At 68.9% G+C, this 20,232-nt stretch carries 20 protein-coding genes; 13 read left to right on the top strand and 7 right to left on the bottom strand.

Annotated elements, in window-relative coordinates:
- The first annotated feature begins 19 nt into the window (after positions 1-19).
- Together glcF and M9799_RS07705 are read left to right on the top strand one after the other, a co-directional pair.
- Entirely contained in the window at positions 20-1,273 is a 1,254-nt protein-coding gene (gene glcF, locus M9799_RS07710) for a glycolate oxidase subunit GlcF (protein ID WP_231043017.1), read from the top strand.
- Between the two features lie 115 nt (positions 1,274-1,388).
- The gene (locus M9799_RS07705; RefSeq protein ID WP_231043018.1) at positions 1,389-2,255 is read left to right on the top strand and encodes a ProQ/FINO family protein; all 867 of its coding nucleotides are present in this window, start codon (positions 1,389-1,391) and stop codon (positions 2,253-2,255) included.
- A 60-nt stretch (positions 2,256-2,315) separates the two neighbouring features.
- On the opposite strand, the gene M9799_RS07700 is transcribed toward M9799_RS07705, so the two are convergent.
- On the bottom strand, positions 2,316-2,807 hold the full coding sequence (locus tag M9799_RS07700) for a glutathione peroxidase (protein WP_231043019.1): 492 nt from the start codon (positions 2,805-2,807) through the stop codon (positions 2,316-2,318).
- 99 nt (positions 2,808-2,906) lie between these two features.
- Positions 2,907-4,199, bottom strand: a complete 1,293-nt coding sequence (lplT, locus tag M9799_RS07695; RefSeq protein ID WP_231043020.1) for a lysophospholipid transporter LplT — start codon at positions 4,197-4,199, stop codon at positions 2,907-2,909.
- Between the two features lie 134 nt (positions 4,200-4,333).
- Between lplT and alr the strand changes: the two genes are divergently transcribed.
- Positions 4,334-5,428: an alanine racemase gene (gene alr / locus M9799_RS07690; protein WP_231043021.1), complete on the top strand. Its 1,095-nt coding sequence runs from the start codon at positions 4,334-4,336 to the stop codon at positions 5,426-5,428.
- A gap of 224 nt (positions 5,429-5,652) precedes the next feature.
- Here the strand turns inward: alr and M9799_RS07685 are convergent, their stop codons facing one another.
- Complete coding sequence (locus M9799_RS07685; RefSeq protein ID WP_231043022.1) at positions 5,653-6,081, bottom strand: MarR family winged helix-turn-helix transcriptional regulator; 429 nt, start codon at positions 6,079-6,081, stop codon at positions 5,653-5,655.
- Positions 6,082-6,166: 85 nt separating this feature from the next.
- On the opposite strand from M9799_RS07685, the gene M9799_RS07680 reads away from it, so the two are divergent.
- From M9799_RS07680 to M9799_RS07660, 5 genes are all read left to right on the top strand, one after another.
- The gene (locus M9799_RS07680; RefSeq protein WP_231043023.1) at positions 6,167-6,976 is read left to right on the top strand and encodes a siderophore-interacting protein; all 810 of its coding nucleotides are present in this window, start codon (positions 6,167-6,169) and stop codon (positions 6,974-6,976) included.
- A gap of 99 nt (positions 6,977-7,075) precedes the next feature.
- Positions 7,076-8,461: a DNA repair protein RadA gene (gene radA, locus M9799_RS07675; protein WP_231043024.1), complete on the top strand. Its 1,386-nt coding sequence runs from the start codon at positions 7,076-7,078 to the stop codon at positions 8,459-8,461.
- 70 nt (positions 8,462-8,531) lie between these two features.
- Positions 8,532-8,966, top strand: coding sequence for a glycerate kinase (locus M9799_RS07670; protein WP_231043025.1), 435 nt, complete (start codon positions 8,532-8,534; stop codon positions 8,964-8,966).
- A 33-nt stretch (positions 8,967-8,999) separates the two neighbouring features.
- The gene (locus tag M9799_RS07665) at positions 9,000-9,938 is read left to right on the top strand and encodes a branched-chain amino acid transaminase (RefSeq protein WP_231043026.1); all 939 of its coding nucleotides are present in this window, start codon (positions 9,000-9,002) and stop codon (positions 9,936-9,938) included.
- A gap of 37 nt (positions 9,939-9,975) precedes the next feature.
- Positions 9,976-10,182, top strand: coding sequence for a zinc-finger domain-containing protein (locus tag M9799_RS07660; RefSeq protein WP_231043027.1), 207 nt, complete (start codon positions 9,976-9,978; stop codon positions 10,180-10,182).
- Between the two features lie 20 nt (positions 10,183-10,202).
- On the opposite strand, the gene M9799_RS07655 is transcribed toward M9799_RS07660, so the two are convergent.
- Positions 10,203-11,069, bottom strand: a complete 867-nt coding sequence (locus tag M9799_RS07655) for a glycosyltransferase family 32 protein (protein ID WP_231043246.1) — start codon at positions 11,067-11,069, stop codon at positions 10,203-10,205.
- A gap of 156 nt (positions 11,070-11,225) precedes the next feature.
- Here M9799_RS07655 and M9799_RS07650 point away from each other — a divergent pair, with 156 nt between their 5' ends.
- From M9799_RS07650 to M9799_RS07635, 4 genes are read left to right on the top strand one after another with little or no spacing between them, the layout of a single operon-like run.
- Positions 11,226-12,467, top strand: a complete 1,242-nt coding sequence (locus tag M9799_RS07650) for an O-antigen ligase family protein (protein ID WP_231043028.1) — start codon at positions 11,226-11,228, stop codon at positions 12,465-12,467.
- Entirely contained in the window at positions 12,464-13,591 is a 1,128-nt protein-coding gene (locus M9799_RS07645) for a glycosyltransferase (RefSeq protein WP_231043029.1), read from the top strand. The genes M9799_RS07650 and M9799_RS07645 overlap by 4 nt, the downstream gene beginning before the upstream one ends.
- A complete protein-coding gene (locus tag M9799_RS07640) occupies positions 13,588-14,589 on the top strand; it encodes a glycosyltransferase family 2 protein (protein WP_231043030.1) in 1,002 nt (333 codons plus the stop codon). The genes M9799_RS07645 and M9799_RS07640 overlap by 4 nt, the downstream gene beginning before the upstream one ends.
- On the top strand, positions 14,586-15,572 hold the full coding sequence (locus M9799_RS07635) for a glycosyltransferase family 32 protein (protein WP_231043031.1): 987 nt from the start codon (positions 14,586-14,588) through the stop codon (positions 15,570-15,572). The genes M9799_RS07640 and M9799_RS07635 overlap by 4 nt, the downstream gene beginning before the upstream one ends.
- On the opposite strand, the gene M9799_RS07630 is transcribed toward M9799_RS07635, so the two are convergent.
- The 3 genes from M9799_RS07630 to M9799_RS07620 form a co-directional block, all read right to left on the bottom strand.
- A complete protein-coding gene (locus M9799_RS07630) occupies positions 15,567-16,793 on the bottom strand; it encodes an ATP-binding protein (RefSeq protein ID WP_231043032.1) in 1,227 nt (408 codons plus the stop codon). The genes M9799_RS07635 and M9799_RS07630 overlap by 6 nt on opposite strands.
- A gap of 4 nt (positions 16,794-16,797) precedes the next feature.
- Complete coding sequence (locus M9799_RS07625; RefSeq protein WP_231043033.1) at positions 16,798-17,520, bottom strand: response regulator transcription factor; 723 nt, start codon at positions 17,518-17,520, stop codon at positions 16,798-16,800.
- Positions 17,521-17,641: 121 nt separating this feature from the next.
- The gene (locus tag M9799_RS07620) at positions 17,642-18,982 is read right to left on the bottom strand and encodes an AmpG family muropeptide MFS transporter (RefSeq protein ID WP_231043034.1); all 1,341 of its coding nucleotides are present in this window, start codon (positions 18,980-18,982) and stop codon (positions 17,642-17,644) included.
- A gap of 105 nt (positions 18,983-19,087) precedes the next feature.
- Between M9799_RS07620 and M9799_RS07615 the strand changes: the two genes are divergently transcribed.
- On the top strand, positions 19,088-19,984 hold the full coding sequence (locus M9799_RS07615; protein ID WP_231043035.1) for a M48 family metallopeptidase: 897 nt from the start codon (positions 19,088-19,090) through the stop codon (positions 19,982-19,984).
- The last annotated feature ends 248 nt before the right edge of the window (positions 19,985-20,232 follow it).

Genomic DNA, 20,232 nt, shown 5'->3' with positions numbered 1-20,232 from the left:
CTCCTTTTCTTCCCACGCCATGCAAACCCAACTTGCCCCCGCCTTCCGCGGCACGCCCGAGGGCGCCGAGGCCGAAGCCATCCTGCGCAAATGCGTGCACTGCGGCTTCTGCACCGCCACCTGCCCGACCTACCAGCTGCTGGGCGACGAGCTCGACGGCCCGCGCGGGCGTATCTACCTGATCAAGCAGGTGCTCGAAGGCCATGCGCCGACGCGCGCCACGCAGCTGCATCTCGACCGCTGCCTGACCTGCCGCAACTGCGAAAGCACCTGCCCCAGCGGCGTGCAGTACGGCCATCTGGTCGACATCGGCCGCAAAGTGGTCGACGAGCAGGTCGAGCGGCCGCTGGGTGAGCGCCTCACGCGCTGGGCGCTCAAGGAAGGGCTGACGTCGCCGATGTTCGCGCCCGCGATGAAGCTGGGCCAGGCGGTGCGTCCGCTGCTGCCCGACGCGCTCAAGGCCAAGGTGCCGGCGCCGCAGGAAACCGGTGCCTGGCCCGTGCGCGAGCATGCGCGCAAGGTGCTGTTGCTGGCCGGCTGCGTGCAGCCGGCGATGCTGCCGCGCATCAACTACGCCACGGCGCGCGTGCTCGATGCCGCCGGCATCCAGACCGTCATTGCGCCCAAGGCCGGCTGCTGCGGCGCGGTCAAGTTCCATTTGGACGACCAGGACGGCGCGATGGCGCAGATGCGCGCCAATATCGACGCCTGGTGGCCCCAGGTCGAAAGCGGCGCGGTCGAGGCCATCGTGATGAACGCCTCGGGCTGCGGCGCCACCGTCAAGGACTATGGACATGTGCTGCGCGACGACCCCGCCTATGCCGGCAAGGCCGCACGCATCAGCGCCCTCACGCGCGACCTGAGCGAGCTGCTGCCCGAAATGCTGCCCGAGCTGGCGCAGCGCCTGCAGGGCCGCATCGCGCCGCCCGCAGGCGTCATGGCCTACCACCCGCCCTGCACGCTGCAGCACGGCCAGAAGCTGCGCGGCGGTGTCGAGACCTACCTGGGCCAGCTGGGCTTTGCGCTGCGCGTGGCGCGCACCGAGTCGCATCTGTGCTGCGGCTCGGCCGGCACCTACTCGGTGCTGCATCCGCAGATCGCCGGCCAGCTGCGCGAGCGCAAGCTCGACGCGCTGGGCGAGGCCTGCGGCGAGGCTCCGCCGGTGGCGATCCTGTCGGCCAATATCGGCTGCATCACCCATCTGCAAAGTGGCACCGAGGTGCCGGTGCGGCATTGGGTGGAGGTGCTCGATGAGGCCCTCCCATCCCACTGAGGATGTGGTTTGCGCACCCATTGACCTGCCTTCGAGAGACAACGCCGCTGTCCGGCGATTGCCAATGCTGGCATGATGCGAGGTTGTCTTTTATTGCATTGAGCTGCGCTACGCCATGACCGATCCCGTGTCTGAACCACAAGAACAGAATGCTGCGGCTACGGCCCCCGGAGCTGGTGCCCCAGCGGCTGATTCCTCAGCGGCTGATGCGCCAGCTGCTGAGGCCTCCCGCAAGCCGCGCAGCCGCGGCGGCCGCAACCGTGGTGGACGCGGCGGCCAGGGCCGCCGTGACGGCGCTGCGGCGCCCGCGGCCCCCGCCGACCGCCCCGCGCAGGCTCCGCGCAGCCAGCATCCGCTGCTGCTGAAGCTGGCCGAGCTCTATCCCCGGCTGTTCGGCGAAAACCCGCTGCCGATGAAGCGCGGCATCTTCCAGGACCTGCTCGAAGCCCAGCCCGAAGCCTTCGACCGCGACGGCCTGAAGGTGGCGCTGTCCATCCACACCCGCTCCTCGCGCTACCTCACCGCCGTGGCCGCGGGCCAGCCGCGCCACGACCTGCAGGGCCAGCCCGTCGAAGACATGGCACCCGAGCATGTGCACCATGCGCTGCTGGAAGTGTTCCGCCGCCGCCAGCAGCGCTCGAACGAGGACCTGCGTCCCAAGCTGGTCAACCGCATCATCCAGGCCTTCGAAGCCTCGGGCCTGAGCCGTGAAGCCTACGCCGAGCGCGTGCAGACCCGTGACGACGCGAGCAACGCGCTGGTGGACGAAGCGCTGGCCGAAGCCGCCATGCGCGCCGCCAGGGACGAAGCCCTGCTGCGCGCCTTCGAGGCCAGCGGCCAGGAGCTCGCCGCCTTTGCCGACATGTATGGCATGGTGGCGCGCACCGCCGCCCAGACCATCGAGCGCGCGCGCCGGCGCAAGGCCCTGGCGGAGCAGGCCGCTGCTGCGGCTCCCGCCGAGCCGGCTGGCGACCAGGCCTGAGGCAGCGGCAACGCTGACCAGACCCAGCCCCGTGCGCATCCGCCCGGGGCTTTTTTTCGTTCAGGTCAGGGCGGCTTCGATGTCCTTCGCCAGTTTCGCCGGCGCATCCTGCGGCGCATAGCGGCGAATCACCTGGCCGTCGCGGCCCACCAGGAACTTGGTGAAGTTCCACTTGATGGCCTTGCTGCCCAGCAGCCCCGGCGCCTGCGCCGTGAGCCAGCGGTACAGCGGGTGGGCGCCCGCGCCATTGACCTCGATCTTGTCCATCAGCGGAAACTGCACGCCGAAGTTGCGCTCGCAGAACCGTGCGATCTCGTCGGCGCTGCCCTTTTCCTGCGCGCCGAACTGGTTGCAGGGGAAACCCAGCACCGTCAGCCCCTGGTCGGCGTATTGCGCATGCAGCGCCTGCAGCCCCGCGTACTGCGGCGTGAAGCCGCAGGCGCTGGCGGTGTTGACGATCAGCAGCGCCCGGCCCTGGTATTGCGACAATGGTACTTCGCGGCCTTCGATATCGGTAGCGGTGAAGTCGTAGATCGAGCTGTGGTCAGCCATGGTCCATCCCTGGTGTTGTGATGGCTGGGAGCTTATGCCCGGGGCCGACGCGGCGCCTGTACGAGCGCATCCAGGGCCAATGCCCGCAATGGCTGCATCTCAGTGGCTGTTGTCTTGCCGGGCAATCTTGCGCAGACGCACCACTTCGCGCGGATAGTGCCTGCAGTTGTAGGCATGCCAGCGGCCGATGCACAGCATGATGCCGGCCACGGCCAGGCCGAACAGCGTGATCGCGCCGAACGCCGACAGCCCGAGCTTGGTCGACAGGCTGTAGAACGCACCCAGCAGCAGGATGCAGGCCTGTTCGTTGAAGTTCTGCACCGCGATCGAGCGGCCCGCGCCCATCAGGTTGTGGCCGCGGTGCTGCAGCAGCGCATTCATCGGCACGACCAGGAAGCCGCCGAGCGCGCCCAGCACGATCAGGAAAGGCACGGCCAGCCAGATGGTGTCGATGAAATTCATGCAGATCACCAGCACGCCCATGGCGATGCCCAGCGGAATCACGCGGGTCGCGGTTTCCAGCTTCATGTAGCTCGACGCCGCCACCGCGCCCACGGCGGTGCCGATCGCCACCACCCCGACCAGCGACGACGCCTGCGTGGTGCTGTAGCCCAGCGCCGCGGCGCTCCAGGCGAGCACGATGTAGCGCAGGTTGCCCGACACGCCCCAGAACAGCGTGGTGGTGGACAGCGAGATCTGGCCCAGCTTGTCCGTCCACAGGCGCTGGCTGCAGATCCAGAAGTCGGGCAGCAGCGCCAGCGCGTTGCCCAGCAGGGTCTTGTCCGGGTCCTGGCGCAGCGGGCGCATGGCCACGCCGGTGTGGGGAATGCGGGTGTTGATCCAGGCGGCCAGCACGTAGACCAGCACCAGCGCGGCAATCGAGGCCTCGGCGGCGTTCTGCACCCCGGGCAGGTTCAGGGCCAGCAGATGGGACGACAGCACCGGGCCGACCAGCTGGCCGCCCAACAGCACGCCCAGAATGATTGAGGTGATGGTCAGGCCCTCGATCCAGCCATTGGCCTTGACCAGCTGCGACGCGGGCAGCAGCTCGGTCAGGATGCCGTACTTGGCCGGCGAATAGGCAGCGGCGCCCAGGCCGACCACGGCATAGGCCACCAGCGGATGGTGGCCGAACAGCATCATCAGGCAGCCGACGACCTTGATCGCATTGCTGATGAACATGACCCGACCCTTGGGCAATGCGTCCGCGAACGCGCCGACGAAGGGCGCCAGGACCACGTAGAACAACGCGAACATCGGCACCAGGGCGGCGCGCTGCCACTCGGGTGCGCCGCCCGTGCGCAGCAGCTCCACGGCGGCCACGAACAGGGCGTTGTCGGCCAGCGAGCTGAAAAACTGCGCCGACATGATGGTGTAGAAACCGCGCTTCATGGAATGGCTGGAACGGGCATCGGCGGGGCCTTTGCCGGAGGTGGTGGAGGACTCAAACGCAGTGAGCGCTGGTTATAACATGCAGCTTCGGGCCAGCAGTGCCAGAATTCCCTGTCTCCTTTTGCTTCAGCACCATGCCGCGTCCCATCCTCGCCACCATCCATTCCAGCGCCCTGCGCCACAACCTCGAACGCGTGCGCCAGGCGGTGCCGGATGCCAAGCTGTGGGCGGTGATCAAAGCCAATGCCTATGGGCATGGCATCGAGCGCGTGTACGAGGCGCTGCGCGGTGCCGACGGCTTTGCATTGCTGGACCTGGCCGAGGCCGAGCGCGTGCGCCAGCTCGGCTGGCGCGGCCCGATCCTGCTGATCGAGGGCGCCTTCGAGGCACGCGACCTCGAGCTGTGCTCGCGCCTGGGCCTGTGGCATGTCGTGCACTGCGACGAGCAGATCGACTGGCTGGCCGCGCACAAGACGCAGGTCGGCCACCGCGTGTTCCTGAAGCTGAACTCGGGCATGAACCGGCTGGGCTTCCCCGCCGAGCGCTTCCGTTCGGCCTGGGCGCGGCTCAACGCACTGACCCAGGTCGACGAGATCTCCTTCATCAGCCACTTCAGCGATGCCGACGGCCCGCGCGGCGTGGGCCACCAGCTGCAGGTGTTCCACGAGGCCACGCGCGACCTGCCCGGCGAGCGCAGCCTGTGCAACAGCGCCGCGACGCTGGCGCTGGCCGATGACGCGCAGGTGCGCTGCGACTGGGTGCGCCCGGGCATCGTGCTGTACGGCAGCTCGCCCGACTTTCCACGGCATACACACGGCGACTGGGCGCTGCAGCCGGCAATGACGCTGTCCAGCCGCGTGATCGGCGTGCAGCAGCTGCAGGCCGGCGACACGCTGGGCTATGGCTCGACCTTCACCGCCGACGGCCCGATGACGGTGGGCATCGTTGCCTGTGGCTATGCCGACGGCTACATGCGCGCGTGCGGCACGGGCACGCCGGTGCTGGTCGACGGCCAGCGCACGCGGGTGCTGGGGCGGGTCAGCATGGACATGATCAACGTCGACCTGACGCCCATCGAGGGCGCGGGCATGGGCAGCGAGGTCACGCTGTGGGGGCGGGCGTCGAATGGGGCGCGGCTGTCCATTGACGAGGTGGCGGCTGCGGGAGGGACGCTGGGGTACGAGTTGATGTGCGCGGTGGCGGCGAGGGTGCCGGTGATGGTGGATTGAAACGGTTTCTGCTACTTGAGGGCAGGCCGTCCACCCTTCGATCCTTCGACAAGCTCAGGATCAGGGCGAACGGTTTCTAATCCGTTCGCCCTGAGCCTGCCTGGGCGGCCCCGTCGAAGGGTAACGGGCCCACTCTCAAATCGAGGAAACCGTTCGGCTACGCAGGCACTCCTGGGCCTGCCTGGGTGGCCCCGTCAAAGGAGTGTCTGAAACTCGAGCCCCGATCACTCCCCCTCCAGATTCCCCACCATCCTCCCCAGCAACCCTCGCAGCACCTCTTGCTCCCCGGGCGAGAAATCCCGCAGCATCCGCGCAGTGATTTCCCTGCGGCGCTCGCCCATGCGCTCGAAGACCGCCTGCCCCGCGGGGCTCAGGCGCAGGCAGCGGCTGCGCGCGTCCTGGGCGTGGGGCACGCGCTCGAGCCAGCCCTTTTCCTCCAGCGTACCGAGCATGCGCGCGATCTGGGCCTTGTCGTTGCCGCTGTGCTCGACCAGGTCCCTTTGCGTGCGCATCGGATGGCGGCCGACGAACAGCAGCGCGCGCGCCTCGTTGGGCGTGAGCTCGGCCTGCATCGCCGCACGCATGCGCTGGCGGTAGGCATGCATCAGGTCGTGCATGGCGTCGAAAACGTCTGCAGGGTGGTTGGCAGTCATCGCAGTGTGGGTTTTATGGTTGACTAAATCAACGAGATAGCCGATATTTCGTTGACTAAATCAACATTTTACGCCAGAGGCCTGCATGACCACCACTTCACCCGACACACCTTCCGCCCAGCCCCTGCGCGTGGAGCGCCAGCGCCACCCCTTTGGCGCGCGCCACCTGCAGCTGCTCAAGCGCGAGAGCGTGACCCCGGGCTTCGTGCGCGTGACGCTGGGCGGGCCCGAATTGGCGGGCTTCGTCAGCACCGGCTTCGACGACCATGTGAAATTCATCCTGCCGCAGCCGGGCCTGGAGCGCCCGAACCTGCCAAAGATCGTCGACGGACGCCCGAGCTTCGAGGGCGAGCGCCCGACCACGCGCGACTACACGCCGCTGCGCTACGACCTGGAACGCAACGAGCTGGAGATCGAATTCGCGCTGCACAACACCGGCCCGGCCGCCGACTGGGCGCTCAACGCGCCGCTGGGCCAGTGGGTCGGCGTGGCCGGCCCGCGCGGCAGCATGCTCGTTCCCAGGGAATTCGAATGGCACTGGCTGCTGGGCGATGAAAGCGCGCTGCCGGCCATCGAGCGCCGCCTGGCTGAACTCCCGGCTACCGCCAAGGCCACGGTGCGCATCCACGTGGCCGATGCACGCGACCAGCGGCCGTTGGGCAGCGCCGCCCAGCTGGACCTGCAATGGGTCGATTCGCTCACGGCTGCTGCCGAGGCATTGGCACTGCCCGCGGGCGATGGCTTCATCTGGGCCGCGGGCGAGCACAGCGAGATGGCGGCGCTGCGCCGCGTCGTGCTGGCCAAGCCCGGTGTGGATGTGAAGCGCATGCGCATCGCGGCGTACTGGAAACGCGGTGAGATTGCTCACCACGCTGAACTTGACGGCGCCCCCTGAGCGGCTGAGGTCCGTCCGGAGGGACTGTAAGTATAGCCAGTACTATGGGTACCACACAGCTCTCCCGAGCCGAAAGCCGAGGGGCGATATGCTCGCTCCATGGCCAAAGAGAAAACCCAATATGTCTGCAATGCCTGCGGCGCGACCAGCCCGCGCTGGCTGGGCAAGTGCCCCTCCTGCGGGGCCTGGAATTCGCTGATCGAATCGGTGCCAGAGTCCGCCAGCGGCGGCAAGAACCGGCTGAGCGCGCCCCAGGGCTATGCCGGCATGGCCAATGCCCAGCCCGTGACCCCGCTGTCGGCCATCGAGGCCACCGACGTCGCGCGCACGCCCAGCGGCATCGACGAGCTCGACCGCGTGCTGGGCGGCGGCATCGTCGAGGGCGGGGTGGTGCTGATCGGCGGCGACCCGGGCATCGGCAAGTCGACGCTGCTGCTGCAGGCGCTCGATGCGCTGCACCGCCAGGGCCTGCCCACGCTCTATGTGACGGGTGAGGAAAGCGGCGCGCAGATCGCGCTGCGCTCGCGCCGGCTCGGCCTGGACAACAGCCAGGTGCAGGTGCTGGCCGAGATCCAGCTGGAGAAGATCCTGGCCACCGTGGAAGCGACCCAGCCGATGGTGGTGGTGGTCGATTCGATCCAGACCGTCTATTCCGACCAGCTGTCGTCCGCGCCCGGCTCGGTGGCGCAGGTGCGCGAATGCGCGGCGCACCTCACGCGCGCCGCCAAGACCACCGGCATCTGCGTGGTGCTGATCGGCCACGTGACCAAGGAAGGCGCGCTGGCCGGGCCGCGCGTGCTCGAGCACATGGTCGACACGGTGCTGTACTTCGAAGGCGACACGCACAGCAACTTCCGCCTGGTGCGCGCGATCAAGAACCGCTTTGGCGCGGTGAACGAGATCGGCGTGTTCGCCATGACCGAGAAGGGCCTCAAGGGCGTCACCAACCCGAGCGCGATCTTCCTGAGCCAGCACACCGAGCCCGTGCCCGGCAGCTGCGTGCTGGTGACGCTGGAAGGCACGCGGCCGATGCTGGTCGAGATCCAGGCGCTGGTGGACCAGGGCGGCCCGAGCCCGCGCCGGTTGTCGGTGGGCCTGGACAAGGACCGCCTGGCGATGCTGCTGGCGGTCCTCAATCGGCATGCGGGCGTGGCCTGCGCCGACCAGGACGTGTTCGTCAACGCGGTCGGCGGCGTGCGCATCAACGAGCCTGCGGCCGACCTGGCGGTGATGTTGGCGATCACTTCCAGCCTGCGCGGCAAGGCGCTGCCGCGCGGCTTCATCGCCTTTGGCGAGGTCGGCCTGGCAGGCGAGGTTCGGCCCGCGCCGCGCGGGCAGGAGCGGCTCAAGGAAGCGGCGAAACTGGGGTTCACGATGGCTGTCGTGCCCAAGGCCAATGCACCGAAGAAAGCCATTCCAGGGCTGACTATCCATGCCGTCGAACGCGTCGATGAGGCCATGAATATCGTGCGCGGAATCAGCTGACGCACCGCGCAAAAGGTTATACGCACTCACCACAACCCCCAAGTCCGGCGTCCATAAGACAATGGCGGCCATGAATTTGCGCAAAATCTGGGTCCCCGTGGGACTGGCAGTGCTGTTGTACGCTGCCCATCAAACCTATGGCTGGCTGGGCGTGGCCGGCGTCGGCGGCGGTATCGTGATGTGGCTGCTGCTGCACTTCAACCGGATGATGGCGGTGGTGCGCAAGGCCTCGCAGCACCCGATCGGCTATGTCGCCAGCGCCGTCATGCTCAATGCCCGGCTGCGCCAGGGCGTGAACATGATGCATGTCGTGGCCATGACGCGCGCTCTGGGCCAGCAGCTGTCGCCCGAGGGCCAGCAGCCCGAAGTCTTCCGCTGGACCGATGGCTCGGATTCGCACGTGACCTGCACCTTCGACCATGGCCGCCTGGTGTCCTGGGAGCTGTATCGCCCCAAGCAGGAAGAAGCCCCCGCCCCCGCCATCGAACACACGAGCGCGCCGTAGAATCTCCTTTTTGCGTTTCAGCGAAGGATTTCCATGAGCTCCGCAGTTCCCTCGATGGCCGACCGTGACGGCAAGATCTGGATGGATGGCGAATTGGTCGAGTGGCGCGACGCCAAGGTGCATGTGCTGACGCACACGCTGCACTACGGCTGCGGCGCCTTCGAGGGCGTGCGCGCCTACGAGACGGCGCAGGGCACGGCCATCTTCCGCCTGGAAGACCATACGAAACGCCTGTTCAACAGCGCCAAGATCCTGCGCATGAACATCCCGTACACCCCCGAGCAGGTGAACCAGGCGCAGATCGAGGTGGTGCGCGCCAACCAGCTGGCCTCGTGCTACCTGCGTCCGCTGGCCTGGATCGGCGACAGGAAGCTCGGCGTCTCGCCCAAGGGCAACGACATCCACCTGATGGTGGCGGCCTGGGCCTGGGGCGCCTATCTGGGCGAGGAGGGCATGGCGCGCGGCATCCGCGTCAAGACCAGCAGCTATACGCGCCACCATGTGAACATCACCATGAGCCAGGCCAAGGCGGTGAGCAACTACACCAACTCGATCCTGGCCAACACCGAGGCCCTCGACGACGGCTACGACGAGGCGCTGCTGCTCGATGCCGCAGGCTTCGTCTCCGAGGGCTCGGGCGAGAACATCTTCATCATCAAGGACGGCGTGGTCATCACGCCCGACCTGTCGGCCGGCGCGCTCAACGGCATCACGCGCAACACGGTGTTCGCCATCTGCCAGGACCTCGGCCTGGAGGTGCAGCAGCGGCGCATCACGCGCGACGAGGTCTACATCAGCGACGAGGCCTTCTTCACCGGCACCGCCGCCGAGGTCACGCCGATCCGCGAACTCGACCGCATCCAGATCGGCGGCGGCAGCCGCGGCCCGATCACGCAGCAGATCCAGTCGGCCTTCTTCGACATCGTCAACGGCCGCAACCCCAAGTACGCGCACTGGCTCACGCCGGTGTAAGCTTTTTCCCAGCCCCTCGAGACAAGAGAACAAGACAATGACCCAAGCCGTCGTAGAACTGGCCGCCAAGGACCTCAACAGCTTTGGCGGCGTGTATTGCCCCAGCCCGCTTGCCGACATGAAGGTGTGGAACAGCCACCCCAAGGTCTACATGGACCTGGCCCACGCCGGCGAAGCCCGCTGCCCCTATTGCGGCACGGTGTACCGCCTCAAGGAAGGCGAGACCGTGGGCCACGGCCACTGAGCCGGTTCAGGCGCGTCGCCTCAGCCGCCGCAGGCCCGGTGCCACAGGCTGCCCGGGCGCGCGCCGCCATGCTGCGACAGCATCTCGCCCAGATGCCGGCGCTCGCCGCCGCGCAGCTTCACCAGCGGCGGCAGCACCTGTGGCGCCGGCGCCAGGCACAGCTGGGGGTAGAGCAAATACCATTTCCAGCGCAGCGCCGCATGGTAGAAAAACGCGGTGTCCTCGGCCTTGTAGAGCACCAGCGGGCCATGGGCCTGGCGGCGCAGCACCTGCTGGGCCGTCACATGGATCAGCAGATAGCTCGGGTCGGCAATGCCCTGCAAAATGGCCGCGCTTTCGGGCTGTGCCTGCAGCCGCTGCAGATAGGCCTGCGTGCCCTCGACGATCAGCGCCCGGTGGAATTCCTGCTGCCAGTCCTGCATGAAGCGCGAATGCGCGGGCGCGCCGAAGGCCCAGCTCTCGATGACCGGATAGCGCCGGTCGCGCGTGAACCCCTCCAGATAGAAGCCGACCATTTCGCCATGCTGCTGCGCCGCGCCCTGCGCCATCCATTCCAGCGAGGCGGTCAGCACGGTGCTGGCGTCGAGCCAGTAGCCGCCATGGTGCGCCACGAGATACAGCCGCAGCCAGTCCGACTGCTTGGTCGGGTGCAGCGCGGCAAACCCGGGCGGCAGATCCTGCGCGGCGACATGGGCAAGGATGTTGTCAGGGTGCACCAGTACGATTTCGTACCCGGGGCAGTGCCGGCGCCAGCTTTGCATGCACTGGGCCGTGAGGGCATCGGTCTGCGGCTGGTTCCAGTAGGTCCACAGGATCCTGGGAATCGGTGCGTCCTGGGGCACTGCCTGCGCCGGGGCGGCGCCCGGCAGCAGCAGCGGCGCCGGCAGCTGGAAAGCCGCAGGGGCGCCGAGCTTCCAGAGCGCGCAGCGCCGCACGAATTCAAACAACGATGCCGGGATTTTTCGCATACGTACTGAGATCAGGTACACAGGGTGCAGCATTGTGAATCAGGGGGAGGGAAGATGAAAGATTGGGGCAAACAAATGCCTTTGGCGCTGATGACGGCGGCGGCATTCCTGCTGCCGGCGGCGGCGCTGTCGCTGAAATCGGGCTATTCCTATGGCATCGCCATCATGGTGATCGCCGCGCTGTGCTGGGTGCACCGCTGGGCGCTGCGCCGGCCCGACCGCGGCACGCTGCTGCTGCTGGTGCTGTTTGCCGCCATGGCGTGCATGTGGTTCGAGCTGTCCGCGCTGGAGGATGCGGCCAGGCGCTGGGACCGGCCCGTCAAGTTCCTGCTGGGCGCGATGTGCCTGCTGTTCGCCATGGCCCATCCGCCGCGGCCCGCGGCCTTCTTCTGGGGACTCGTGGTCGGCACCATCGGCGGGGGGCTCACGGGCCTGTGGCAGGTCCATGTGCTGCAATTGCCGCGCGCCACGGGCTACACCAATGCCATCCAGTGGGGCAATATCGCCCTGCTGATGGCCACCCTGCTGGCGGTGCAGGCCGGCGTGCACTGGCAGCAGCTGCGCCGCTGGCAAAAACCCGTGGTCGTGCTGGCCGTGGCGCTGGGGCTGCAGGCCTCGCTGCTGTCGGCCTCGCGCGGCGGCTGGGTCGCGCTGGGGCTGGCGTTGCCCGCGGTGCTGGTGATCGTGTGGCGCTACCGGCGCGAGCTGCTGTGGAAGCTGATCGCCGGCTTCGCGCTGGCGCTGGCGGTGGCTGGAGCCGCCAACATCGGGATGCTGTCGCAGCGCATGCAGCTGGCCCAGGACGAGATCAGCCACTATTTCGAGGAATCGCACACCCATTCCTCGCTGGGCATCCGGCTCGAGCAGTACCGGCTGGCAGGCCAGCTGGTCAGCGAGAAGCCGCTGCTGGGCTGGGGCATGCTGGGCTATATCGATGAAATGCACCGGCGCGTCGACGCGGGGCAATACAGCCAGTCCATCCGCGAATACAACTTCATCCACAACGAATTCATCGACCTGTGGGTGAAGCTGGGCGTGCCCGGCGTGCTGCTGCAGGCCGCGCTGTACGTCAGCGTGCTGGCATTGTTCTGGCCCAGCGCGCGGCGCATGCGGCGCTTCGAGGGCGCGCCCGAGCGCTGGCGCAACGTGCTGGCGCTGCGCCTGGCCGGCAGCATGGTGCCGCTGATGTATTTCTCCTTCGGCCTGACGCAGCATTTCTTCGTGCACAACAGCGGCATCGTGTTCTTCGTGTTCTGCGTGGTGATCCTCTGGTCGGCGCTGCGCGGCCAAGAGGGCCATGCCGGGAGCGCAGCATGAGCGCCAAGGACAACGTCCAGCGCCTGCCGCGCGTGCTGCACTTCGTGACCGGCGGCTTTTCCGGCGCCACGCAGGTGGCGGTGGACCTGGTGGCGGCGCACAGGCAGTCGGGGCGCTTCGAGGCGAAGCTGGTGCTGCGCCGCAAGCGCAACACGTCGGCCGCGCGCGTCGAGGCGCTGCGCGCGCGCGGGCTCGACGTGCAGGTCGTTGCCGGCTGGTCGCATGCGGCCAGCATCTGGGAGCTGTGGAAGGTCTGCCGTGAATTCCAGCCCGACGTGCTGGTGGCGCATGGCTTCAGCGAGCATCTCTGGGGGCGCTATGCCGGCCTGCTGGCGAAGGTGCCGCGGCTGGTGCATGTGGAACACAACTCGCGCGAGCGCTACACGCGCTGGCGGCTGGCGCAGGCGCTGTGGCTGAGCCGGCGCACCCAGGCCACGGTGGGCTGCTCCGAGGGCGTGCGCCAGAGCCTGCTGCAGCGCGGTTTCCCACCGGAAACGACGCTGGCGATCAGCAACGGCATCCGGCTCGCGCCCTATCTGCAGGAGCCGCCTCTGCTTGCCGCGCGCGCGCCGGTGATCGTGATGGCCGCGCGCTTTGCCCGCCAGAAGGACCACGCCACGCTGCTGCGCGCGCTGGCGCTGCTGCGCGAACGCGGGCTCGCGCCGCGGCTCTTGCTGGCCGGCGGCGGCAAGGCCAGCGCGCTCAAAGCCGCGCGCCAGCTGTGCGCGCAGCTCGGGCTGGAGCAGCAGGTGGATTTCCTCGGGCTGTGCGACAACGTGCCGCAGCTGCTGCAGCAAAGCCGCATCTGCGTGCTGGCGACGCATTACGAGGGCATGCCCCTGTCGCTGATCGAGGGCATGGCCGCGGGCTGCGCCGTGGTGGCCAGCCGCGTCATCGGCGTGCAGGAAGTCATCGACCATGGCGCCAACGGGCTGCTGGCCGAACATGCGGACCCGGCCTCGATGGCCGATGCCTTCGAGCAGCTGCTGCGGGGCGATGCGCTGGCGCAGCGGCTGGCTTCGGCGGCGCGCCAGGAGGCGCTGCTCCAATACAGCCTGGAGCGCATGACGCGCGACTACGAGGACCTGTTCGCGTCGCTGCTCGATACGGGAGCCAAGGCATGAACTGGCTGAGCCTGCTGATCCCCGTCTACAACGTCGAGCCCTATCTCGCGCAGTGCCTCGAGTCCGTCATGGAGCAGGCCGGCGAGGGCGTGCAGGTCATCGTGCTCGATGACTGCTCCACCGATGGCTCCTGGGCGCTGATGCAGTCGCTGGCCGCGCGCTGGCCCGGGCGGCTGCAGCTGATGCAGCATGCGAAGAACGGCGGCCTGAGCGCGGCGCGCAACACCATGATCGATGCCGCCGACGGCGAGTACCTGTGGTTCCTCGACTCCGACGACAAGCTGCTGCCGGGCAGCATCGGCGCGCTGCAGCGCATCGTGCGCGCCCATGCGCCCGATGTGGTGCTGTGCGATTTCTCGGTCTGGCGCGAGCGCCCGCGCCTCAAGCACGCGCTGCGCGGCGAGCGCCACCGGCGCAGCTTCGAGGGGCCCTCGGGCCAGCTGCTGCGCGACCCGGCGCAGCTGCTCGCCGGCATGCTGGCCACGGGCCAGCTGCATGCCTGGTCGAAGATCTCGCGCCGCGCGCTGTGGCCCGGGCTGCGCTTTCCTGCGGGGCGCTATTTCGAGGACCTGATGACCATGCCGCAGCTGGCGACGCGCGCGGCCAGCTTCTACCACTGCGCCGAGCCCTGGGTCGCCTATCGGCAGCGCGGCGACAGCATCCTGGCGACGATGAACGAGACCAAGGCGCGCGACCAGGCCGGCGCGCTGCTGCCGCTGGCCGCCTGCCAGCCCTTGCCGCTGCTGCAGGACGCGCGCGTGCAGTTCGCGTGGGCGCACCAGTGCGCGCGTGGCTTCATCGGCGCGATGCGCTATGCCGAGCGCCTGGGCCGCTCGGCGCCGCGCGCCCGGGTGCAGGCGCTGGCCGATGCGCTGCGCGCCGATTTCGAGCGCGCCTCGCCGCTGCTTCCCGCCCGGTTGGCGCGGGCCTATCTGCGCCGCGGCTGGTTGCTGCGCTGGATGAAGCTGCGCCGCTGGCTGAAATGGAGACCCGAATGAATACCAAGGCAACGGGGTTCAAGACCCGCGGCGAGCTCTGGCTGGCGCGCTGGATGCAGCGCTACTATGCGCTGCGCCGCCGCCCCCTCGAGGCGGGCCCGCCGCAGCTGTTCCACCTGTTCGGCAAGGGCGGCGCCACGCGCGCGCAGGGCCTGGCGGCGCGCGGCATTCCGCGCGTCATCTGGGCCTACTGGAATGGCGCGGCGCCGCCGCTGCTGGTCCAGCGCTGCTTCGAGAACTGGCGGCGCTTCAATCCGGACTTCGCGATCCACATCCTCGACGACCAGACGGTGGCCGAGCATATCCCGCATCTGCCGCCCGAGGTGCTCGCGCTGCCCGTGGCCAAGCGCTCGGACTGGATCCGCCTGGAGCTGCTGCGCCTGCATGGCGGCATCTGGCTCGATGCCAGCACCATCCTGACCGAGTCGCTCGAATGGGTGCTGCGCCAGCAGGAAGTCAGCGACGCGGATTTCATCGGCTACTACCTGGAGCGCTACACCACCGAGCCGGACTGCCCGGTGGTCGAGAGCTGGTTCATGGCGGCGCCGCCGCTCAGCCCCTTCATCGCCGACCTGCAGCACGAGTTCACCACCGAGGTGATCGCGCGCACCGGCCGCGAGTATGTGGAGCATCTGCAGCGCCGCGGCGTGTACGAGGCCATGCGCCAGAACATCGACATTCCCGAGTACCTGAGCATCCACCTGGCGATGCAGGTGACGCTGCACAGCGGGCGCCCCTACGCCATGTGCCTGGCGCGCGCCGAGGACGGGCCGTTCTTCCTGCATGTGCTGGGCGGGTGGCGGCGCACGGCGCTGAAGATCCGGCTGATGTTCTCGCGCGTGCGCCAGCCGCCGGTGCCGCTGATCAAGCTGCGCAATCCCGACCGCAAGCGCCTGGACCTGTATCTGGAGCGCGGCCTGTACGTGAAGGGCAGCATCGCGCAGCGCTACCTGCTGCCCGATGCCAAGCGCCGCGGGTCATGAGGCCAGCGGCAGGCTGAGCACGAAGCAGGCGCCGGGCGCGCCGTCGGCGCGGCCCTCGCAGCGCACGCTGCCGCCATGGCGCTCGGCAATGGAGCGCACCAGCGCCAGCCCCAGGCCGACGCCGCCCGAGCGCTCGCTGGCGCCGGGCAGCCGGTAGAACTTCTCGAAGATGCGCTCGCGCTGATCGGCCGGCACGCCCGGCCCATGGTCGCTGACGCGGATCTCGGCGCGGCGCGCGCCGATGCACGACAGCTCCAGCACGATCTCGCCCTCGCTGTAGCGGCGCGCGTTCTCCAGCAGGTTGCGCACCGCGCGGCGCAGCAGCTTGGCCACGCCCGGCACCTCCAGCGATGCCAGTCCGTGCAGCTGCAGCTCGGCGTCGACGCGCGCGCATTCCTCGGCGCACAGGCCGATCAGGTCCACCGATTCCTCGGTGCCGACATCGACCTCGGGCGAATCCAGCCGGCTGGCCAGCAGGATCTCGTCGACCAGTTGGTCGAGCTCGTTGACATTGCGCAGGATCTCGGCGCGCGAGGCCGGGGAGGGCTGGTCGCCGGCCATCAGCTCCATGCCCATGCGGATGCGCGTGAGCGGCGAGCGCAGCTCGTGCGAGGCGTTGGCCAGCAGCGACTTGTGCGAGGCCATCAGCGCCTCGATGCGCCCGGCCGAGGCGTTGAACTGGCGCGAGAGGTCGGCCAGCTCGTCGTTGCCCTGCACCGGCACGCGCGTGGCCAGGTCGCCGTCGCCAAAGCGCTGCACGCTGCGCTGCAGGTTCTCGAGGCGCTTGAGCAGCCGGCGGATGATCGGGAACACGCCCAGCGCCACCGCCAGGCCGACCAGCGCCAGCATCCACAGGAAGCCGAAGGGCCGCAGCCAGAACGCGGCCGGGCCGTGCGGAGGGGGGCGCTCGCCGCGCTGCGTACGCGGCGCCATCTGCAGCTGGAAGCTCTGGCCGTCCTTGCTCTCGATATCGAACAGCAGGCCTTCGGCCGGGTCGCCGGGCCGGCGTATGCCCAGGCCCTGCGCCAGGATCCGGCCGTCGGCGTCGCGCAGCACGATCTCGCGCGCCGGCGCGGCGCTGGCGCTGTTCTGCTGGGCGTTGAATTCCGCCGCGGTCTGCCAGGCCCAGGCGACCAGCAGCGTCAGCACCGCCACGCCGCCGACCACGGCCAGCCAGATGCGCAGGTACAGGCGGCGGGAGAAGAGGCGCAGCAACTGCATGGCTTCAGTCCTGCTGCTTGGCGAACACATAGCCCACGCCGCGCACCGTCAGGATGCGCTTGGGGGCCTTGGGGTCGGCTTCGATGGCCGCGCGGATGCGGCCCATGTGCACGTCGATGGAGCGGTCGAAGGCCTCGAGCTCGCGGCCGCGCACGGCTTCCATGATCTGCTCGCGCGAGAGCACGCGGCCCGCGCGCTCGGCCAGCGCCACCAGCAGGTCGAACTGGTAGGAGGTCAGCTCGCAGGACTGGCCGGCCACGGACACGGTGCGCGCGTCGCGGTCGATCTCCAGCGAGCCGAAGCGCAGCGCCTGGGTGGGCGCCTCCACCGCGCCATGGCCCTGGCGCCGCAGGATCGCGCGGATGCGCGCCAGCAGCTCGCGCGGCTCGAAGGGCTTGGGCAGGTAGTCGTCGGCGCCGATCTCCAGGCCGATCACGCGGTCCATCGGGTCGCCCTTGGCGGTCAGCATCAGCACCGGGATCTGCGCCGCGGCGCCGGGCAGCGCGCGGATGCGGCGGCACACTTCCAGGCCGTCGATGTCGGGCAGCATCAGATCGAGGATCACCAGGTCGGGCAGGGCCTGCGGGTCGACGACCTGCAGCGCCGCCAGGCCGCCGAGGCCGTCGCCGCAGTGGGTCAGCTTCAGGCCGTTCTGGCCCAGGTACTCGCCGACCATCTGGGCCAGGCGGGTGTCGTCTTCGATCATCAGCAGGTGGTGCACGCTCATGGAGTCGGTCGGGGGAAGTGAGGAAGAGAACAGGGCCATGGGGCCATCGTGGCGCCGGGGTGTCGCTGTGGCTTGTCGCCTGCGTAAAGATGGGTAAATCTCGCAGGCCCGGCGCCGGATGTCAATCGCGCGGCCGCAGCGGCACGCGCGAAGCGGCCCACACCAGCAGCAGCACCGGCAGGCCCAGCGCCGCGGTGGCGACGAAGAAATCGACGTAGCCATGCGCATCGACGAACACGCCCGAGAAGCCCGCCAGCCACTTGGGCGCCAGCAGCATCATCGAGCTGAACAGCGCGTACTGGGTGGCCGAATACTGCACGTTGGTCAGCGCCGAGAGGTAGGCGATGAAGGCCGCCGAGGCAATGCCGCCGGCGAGGTTGTCGGCCGAGACCACCAGCGCCAGCGCCGTGAGGTCATGGCCGCGCGTGGCCAGCAGCGCGAACAGCAGGTTGCTCATGGCCGACAGCACCGCGCCCAGCATCAGCACCCGCATCACACCCCAGCGCATGGCCATCGCGCCGCCGAGAAAGGCGCCGGCCAGGGTCATGATGACGCCGAACACCTTGGTCACGGCCGCGACCTCATCCTTGGTGAAGCCCATGTCCACATAGAAGGGGTTGGCCATGATGCCCATGACCACGTCGCTGATGCGGTAGACGGCGATCAGCGCCAGGATCAGCAGCGCCTGCGCGCGGTAGCGGCGGACGAAGTCGGCGAAGGGCGCGAGCACGGCGCCGCGCAGCCATTCGGCCGCATTGCGCGCCCGCGGCAGCGCGTGCGGCGCGGGCTCGCGCGACAGCAGCACCGTGAGCACGCCGACCAGCATGCTGGCGGCCATGGCGCAGTAGGCCACCTGCCAGGCATCGTGCAGATAGCCCGGGGCATCGCCCTGGGCGCGCGCGGCGATCCACAGCACGCCGGCGCCGGCCCAGATCATCGCCAGCCGGTAGCCGGTCTGGTAGGTGGCGGCCAGCGCCGCCTGGCGGTCGGCATCGGCCGACTCGATGCGGAAGGCATCGAGCGCGATGTCCTGCGTCGCCGAGCCGAAGGCCACCGCCAGCGCGCACCAGACCACGGGCTGCAGGCTGGTGAGCGGGTCGTTGAAGGCCATGCCGACCAGGCCGGCCATCACCAGCGTCTGCGCCAGCAGCAGCCAGCTGCGCCGGCGCCCGAGCCGGCGCGTGAGCAGCGGCAGCGGCAGGTGGTCGACCAGCGGCGCCCAGAGCCACTTGAAGGCATAGACCAGACCGACCCAGCTCAGGTAGCCGATGGTGGCGCGGTCGATGCCGGCCTCGCGCAGCCAGAACGACAGCGTGCCCAGCACCAGCAGCAGCGGCAGGCCCGCCGAGAAGCCCAGCGCCAGCATGCGCCAGCTCGCGGGCTCGCGGTAGACGCGCCAGGTGGCGCGCCAGCTGCGGGCGGGGGGAGAAGCGGGCGTGGCGGTGGAAGAGGATTGGTTCATGGAGGTGTGAAGGCTGCGCAGCCATTATCCGCATGCGGCCGGCGTGCACGGCGCTGGCGGCATTGTCTGACGGTCAAGCCTGTGGGAAGCGCTAGACTTTTGTGCATGCAGCACCTCCATCTTCCCTCCCTCGCTTCCCAAAGCGCCGGCAGCTGCTGGCATTGCGCCTGCGCGGCCGCAAGCCCCTGGCAGGCGCGCCGTGCCTTCCTGCGCCTGGGCGGCGCCGCGGCCCTGGCGACCGCCAGCGGATCTGCGCTGGCACAGGTCAACGTCGGCAGCGGCTCGCGCCTGCGCCAGCTGGTCCCCGCGGAAACCCTGGAACAGGCCGCGGTCGAGCAGTACCAGCAGCTGCTGGCCCAGGCCAAGGCCCAGGGCGCGCTGGCACCGCCGAACAATGCGCAGCTCAGGCGCCTGCATGCCATTGCCGGCCGGCTGGTGCCGCACACGGCGCAGTGGAACGAGCGCTCGCGCTCCTGGCGCTGGGAGGTGAACCTGATCGGCAGCCAGGAGATCAACGCCTTCTGCATGCCCGGCGGCAAGATCGCCTTCTATACCGGCATTCTCGACAAGCTGGCGCTGACCGACGACGAGACCGCGATGATCATGGGCCACGAGATGGCGCATGCGCTGCGCGAGCATTCGCGCGAGCAGTTGGCGAAGAACCAGGCGACGGGCATCGGCCTGTCGCTGGGCGCGCAGCTGCTGGGTCTGGGCGACCTGGGCAACATGGCGGCCCGGCTGGGCGGCGAGCTGCTGAGCCTGCGCTTCAGCCGCGCCGACGAAAGCGACGCCGACCTGGTGGGCCTGGAGATGGCCGCGCGCGCCGGCTACAACCCGCAGGCCGCGGTGACGCTGTGGCAGAAGATGGGGCGCAACACGGGCGGGGGTGGCGGCAATGGGCTGGCCTTCCTGTCCACCCATCCCAGCGGACCGGAGCGGATCCGGGAGCTGGAGCGGAATGTGCCGAAGGTGCAGGGGTTGTATAGGGAGGCGAGGAGGTAGGTGTCGCTAGTCGATCAGCCTACCTTGTATAAACCGTTCGTCCTGAGCCTGTCGAAGGATGAAGGGCCTACCCTCTAGAGCAGGCATTCACGCACTATCGGACAGGCCGTCCATGGTTCGATCCTTCGACAAGCTCAGGATCACCACGAACGGTTTGGCCCGCGCCGGTCCGGAGGTGACGTATTCACCGTTCGTCCTGAGCTTGCCTGGCCGGCCGCGTCGAAGGATGAACGGCCGGCCCTCCAAAT

It is taken from the genome of Comamonas endophytica (assembly GCF_023634805.2).
Classification (GTDB): domain Bacteria; phylum Pseudomonadota; class Gammaproteobacteria; order Burkholderiales; family Burkholderiaceae_C; genus Comamonas; species Comamonas endophytica.
Note: the sequence above shows the minus strand (reverse complement) of the source record. Positions and strands in the feature narration are given on the sequence as shown.

Coding starts and splice junctions, on each gene's coding strand:
- glcF (WP_231043017.1), top strand. CDS start 20: ATGCAAACCCAACTTGCCCCCGCCTTCCGCGGCACGCCCGAGGGCGCC.
- M9799_RS07635 (WP_231043031.1), top strand. CDS start 14,586: ATGAATACCAAGGCAACGGGGTTCAAGACCCGCGGCGAGCTCTGGCTG.
- M9799_RS07620 (WP_231043034.1), bottom strand. CDS start 18,982: ATGAACCAATCCTCTTCCACCGCCACGCCCGCTTCTCCCCCCGCCCGC.
- M9799_RS07670 (WP_231043025.1), top strand. CDS start 8,532: ATGAATTTGCGCAAAATCTGGGTCCCCGTGGGACTGGCAGTGCTGTTG.
- M9799_RS07650 (WP_231043028.1), top strand. CDS start 11,226: ATGCCTTTGGCGCTGATGACGGCGGCGGCATTCCTGCTGCCGGCGGCG.
- lplT (WP_231043020.1), bottom strand. CDS start 4,199: ATGAAGCGCGGTTTCTACACCATCATGTCGGCGCAGTTTTTCAGCTCG.
- radA (WP_231043024.1), top strand. CDS start 7,076: ATGGCCAAAGAGAAAACCCAATATGTCTGCAATGCCTGCGGCGCGACC.
- M9799_RS07625 (WP_231043033.1), bottom strand. CDS start 17,520: ATGAGCGTGCACCACCTGCTGATGATCGAAGACGACACCCGCCTGGCC.
- M9799_RS07630 (WP_231043032.1), bottom strand. CDS start 16,793: ATGCAGTTGCTGCGCCTCTTCTCCCGCCGCCTGTACCTGCGCATCTGG.
- M9799_RS07660 (WP_231043027.1), top strand. CDS start 9,976: ATGACCCAAGCCGTCGTAGAACTGGCCGCCAAGGACCTCAACAGCTTT.
- M9799_RS07645 (WP_231043029.1), top strand. CDS start 12,464: ATGAGCGCCAAGGACAACGTCCAGCGCCTGCCGCGCGTGCTGCACTTC.
- M9799_RS07705 (WP_231043018.1), top strand. CDS start 1,389: ATGACCGATCCCGTGTCTGAACCACAAGAACAGAATGCTGCGGCTACG.
- M9799_RS07665 (WP_231043026.1), top strand. CDS start 9,000: ATGAGCTCCGCAGTTCCCTCGATGGCCGACCGTGACGGCAAGATCTGG.
- M9799_RS07685 (WP_231043022.1), bottom strand. CDS start 6,081: ATGACTGCCAACCACCCTGCAGACGTTTTCGACGCCATGCACGACCTG.
- M9799_RS07640 (WP_231043030.1), top strand. CDS start 13,588: ATGAACTGGCTGAGCCTGCTGATCCCCGTCTACAACGTCGAGCCCTAT.
- M9799_RS07615 (WP_231043035.1), top strand. CDS start 19,088: ATGCAGCACCTCCATCTTCCCTCCCTCGCTTCCCAAAGCGCCGGCAGC.
- M9799_RS07680 (WP_231043023.1), top strand. CDS start 6,167: ATGACCACCACTTCACCCGACACACCTTCCGCCCAGCCCCTGCGCGTG.
- alr (WP_231043021.1), top strand. CDS start 4,334: ATGCCGCGTCCCATCCTCGCCACCATCCATTCCAGCGCCCTGCGCCAC.
- M9799_RS07700 (WP_231043019.1), bottom strand. CDS start 2,807: ATGGCTGACCACAGCTCGATCTACGACTTCACCGCTACCGATATCGAA.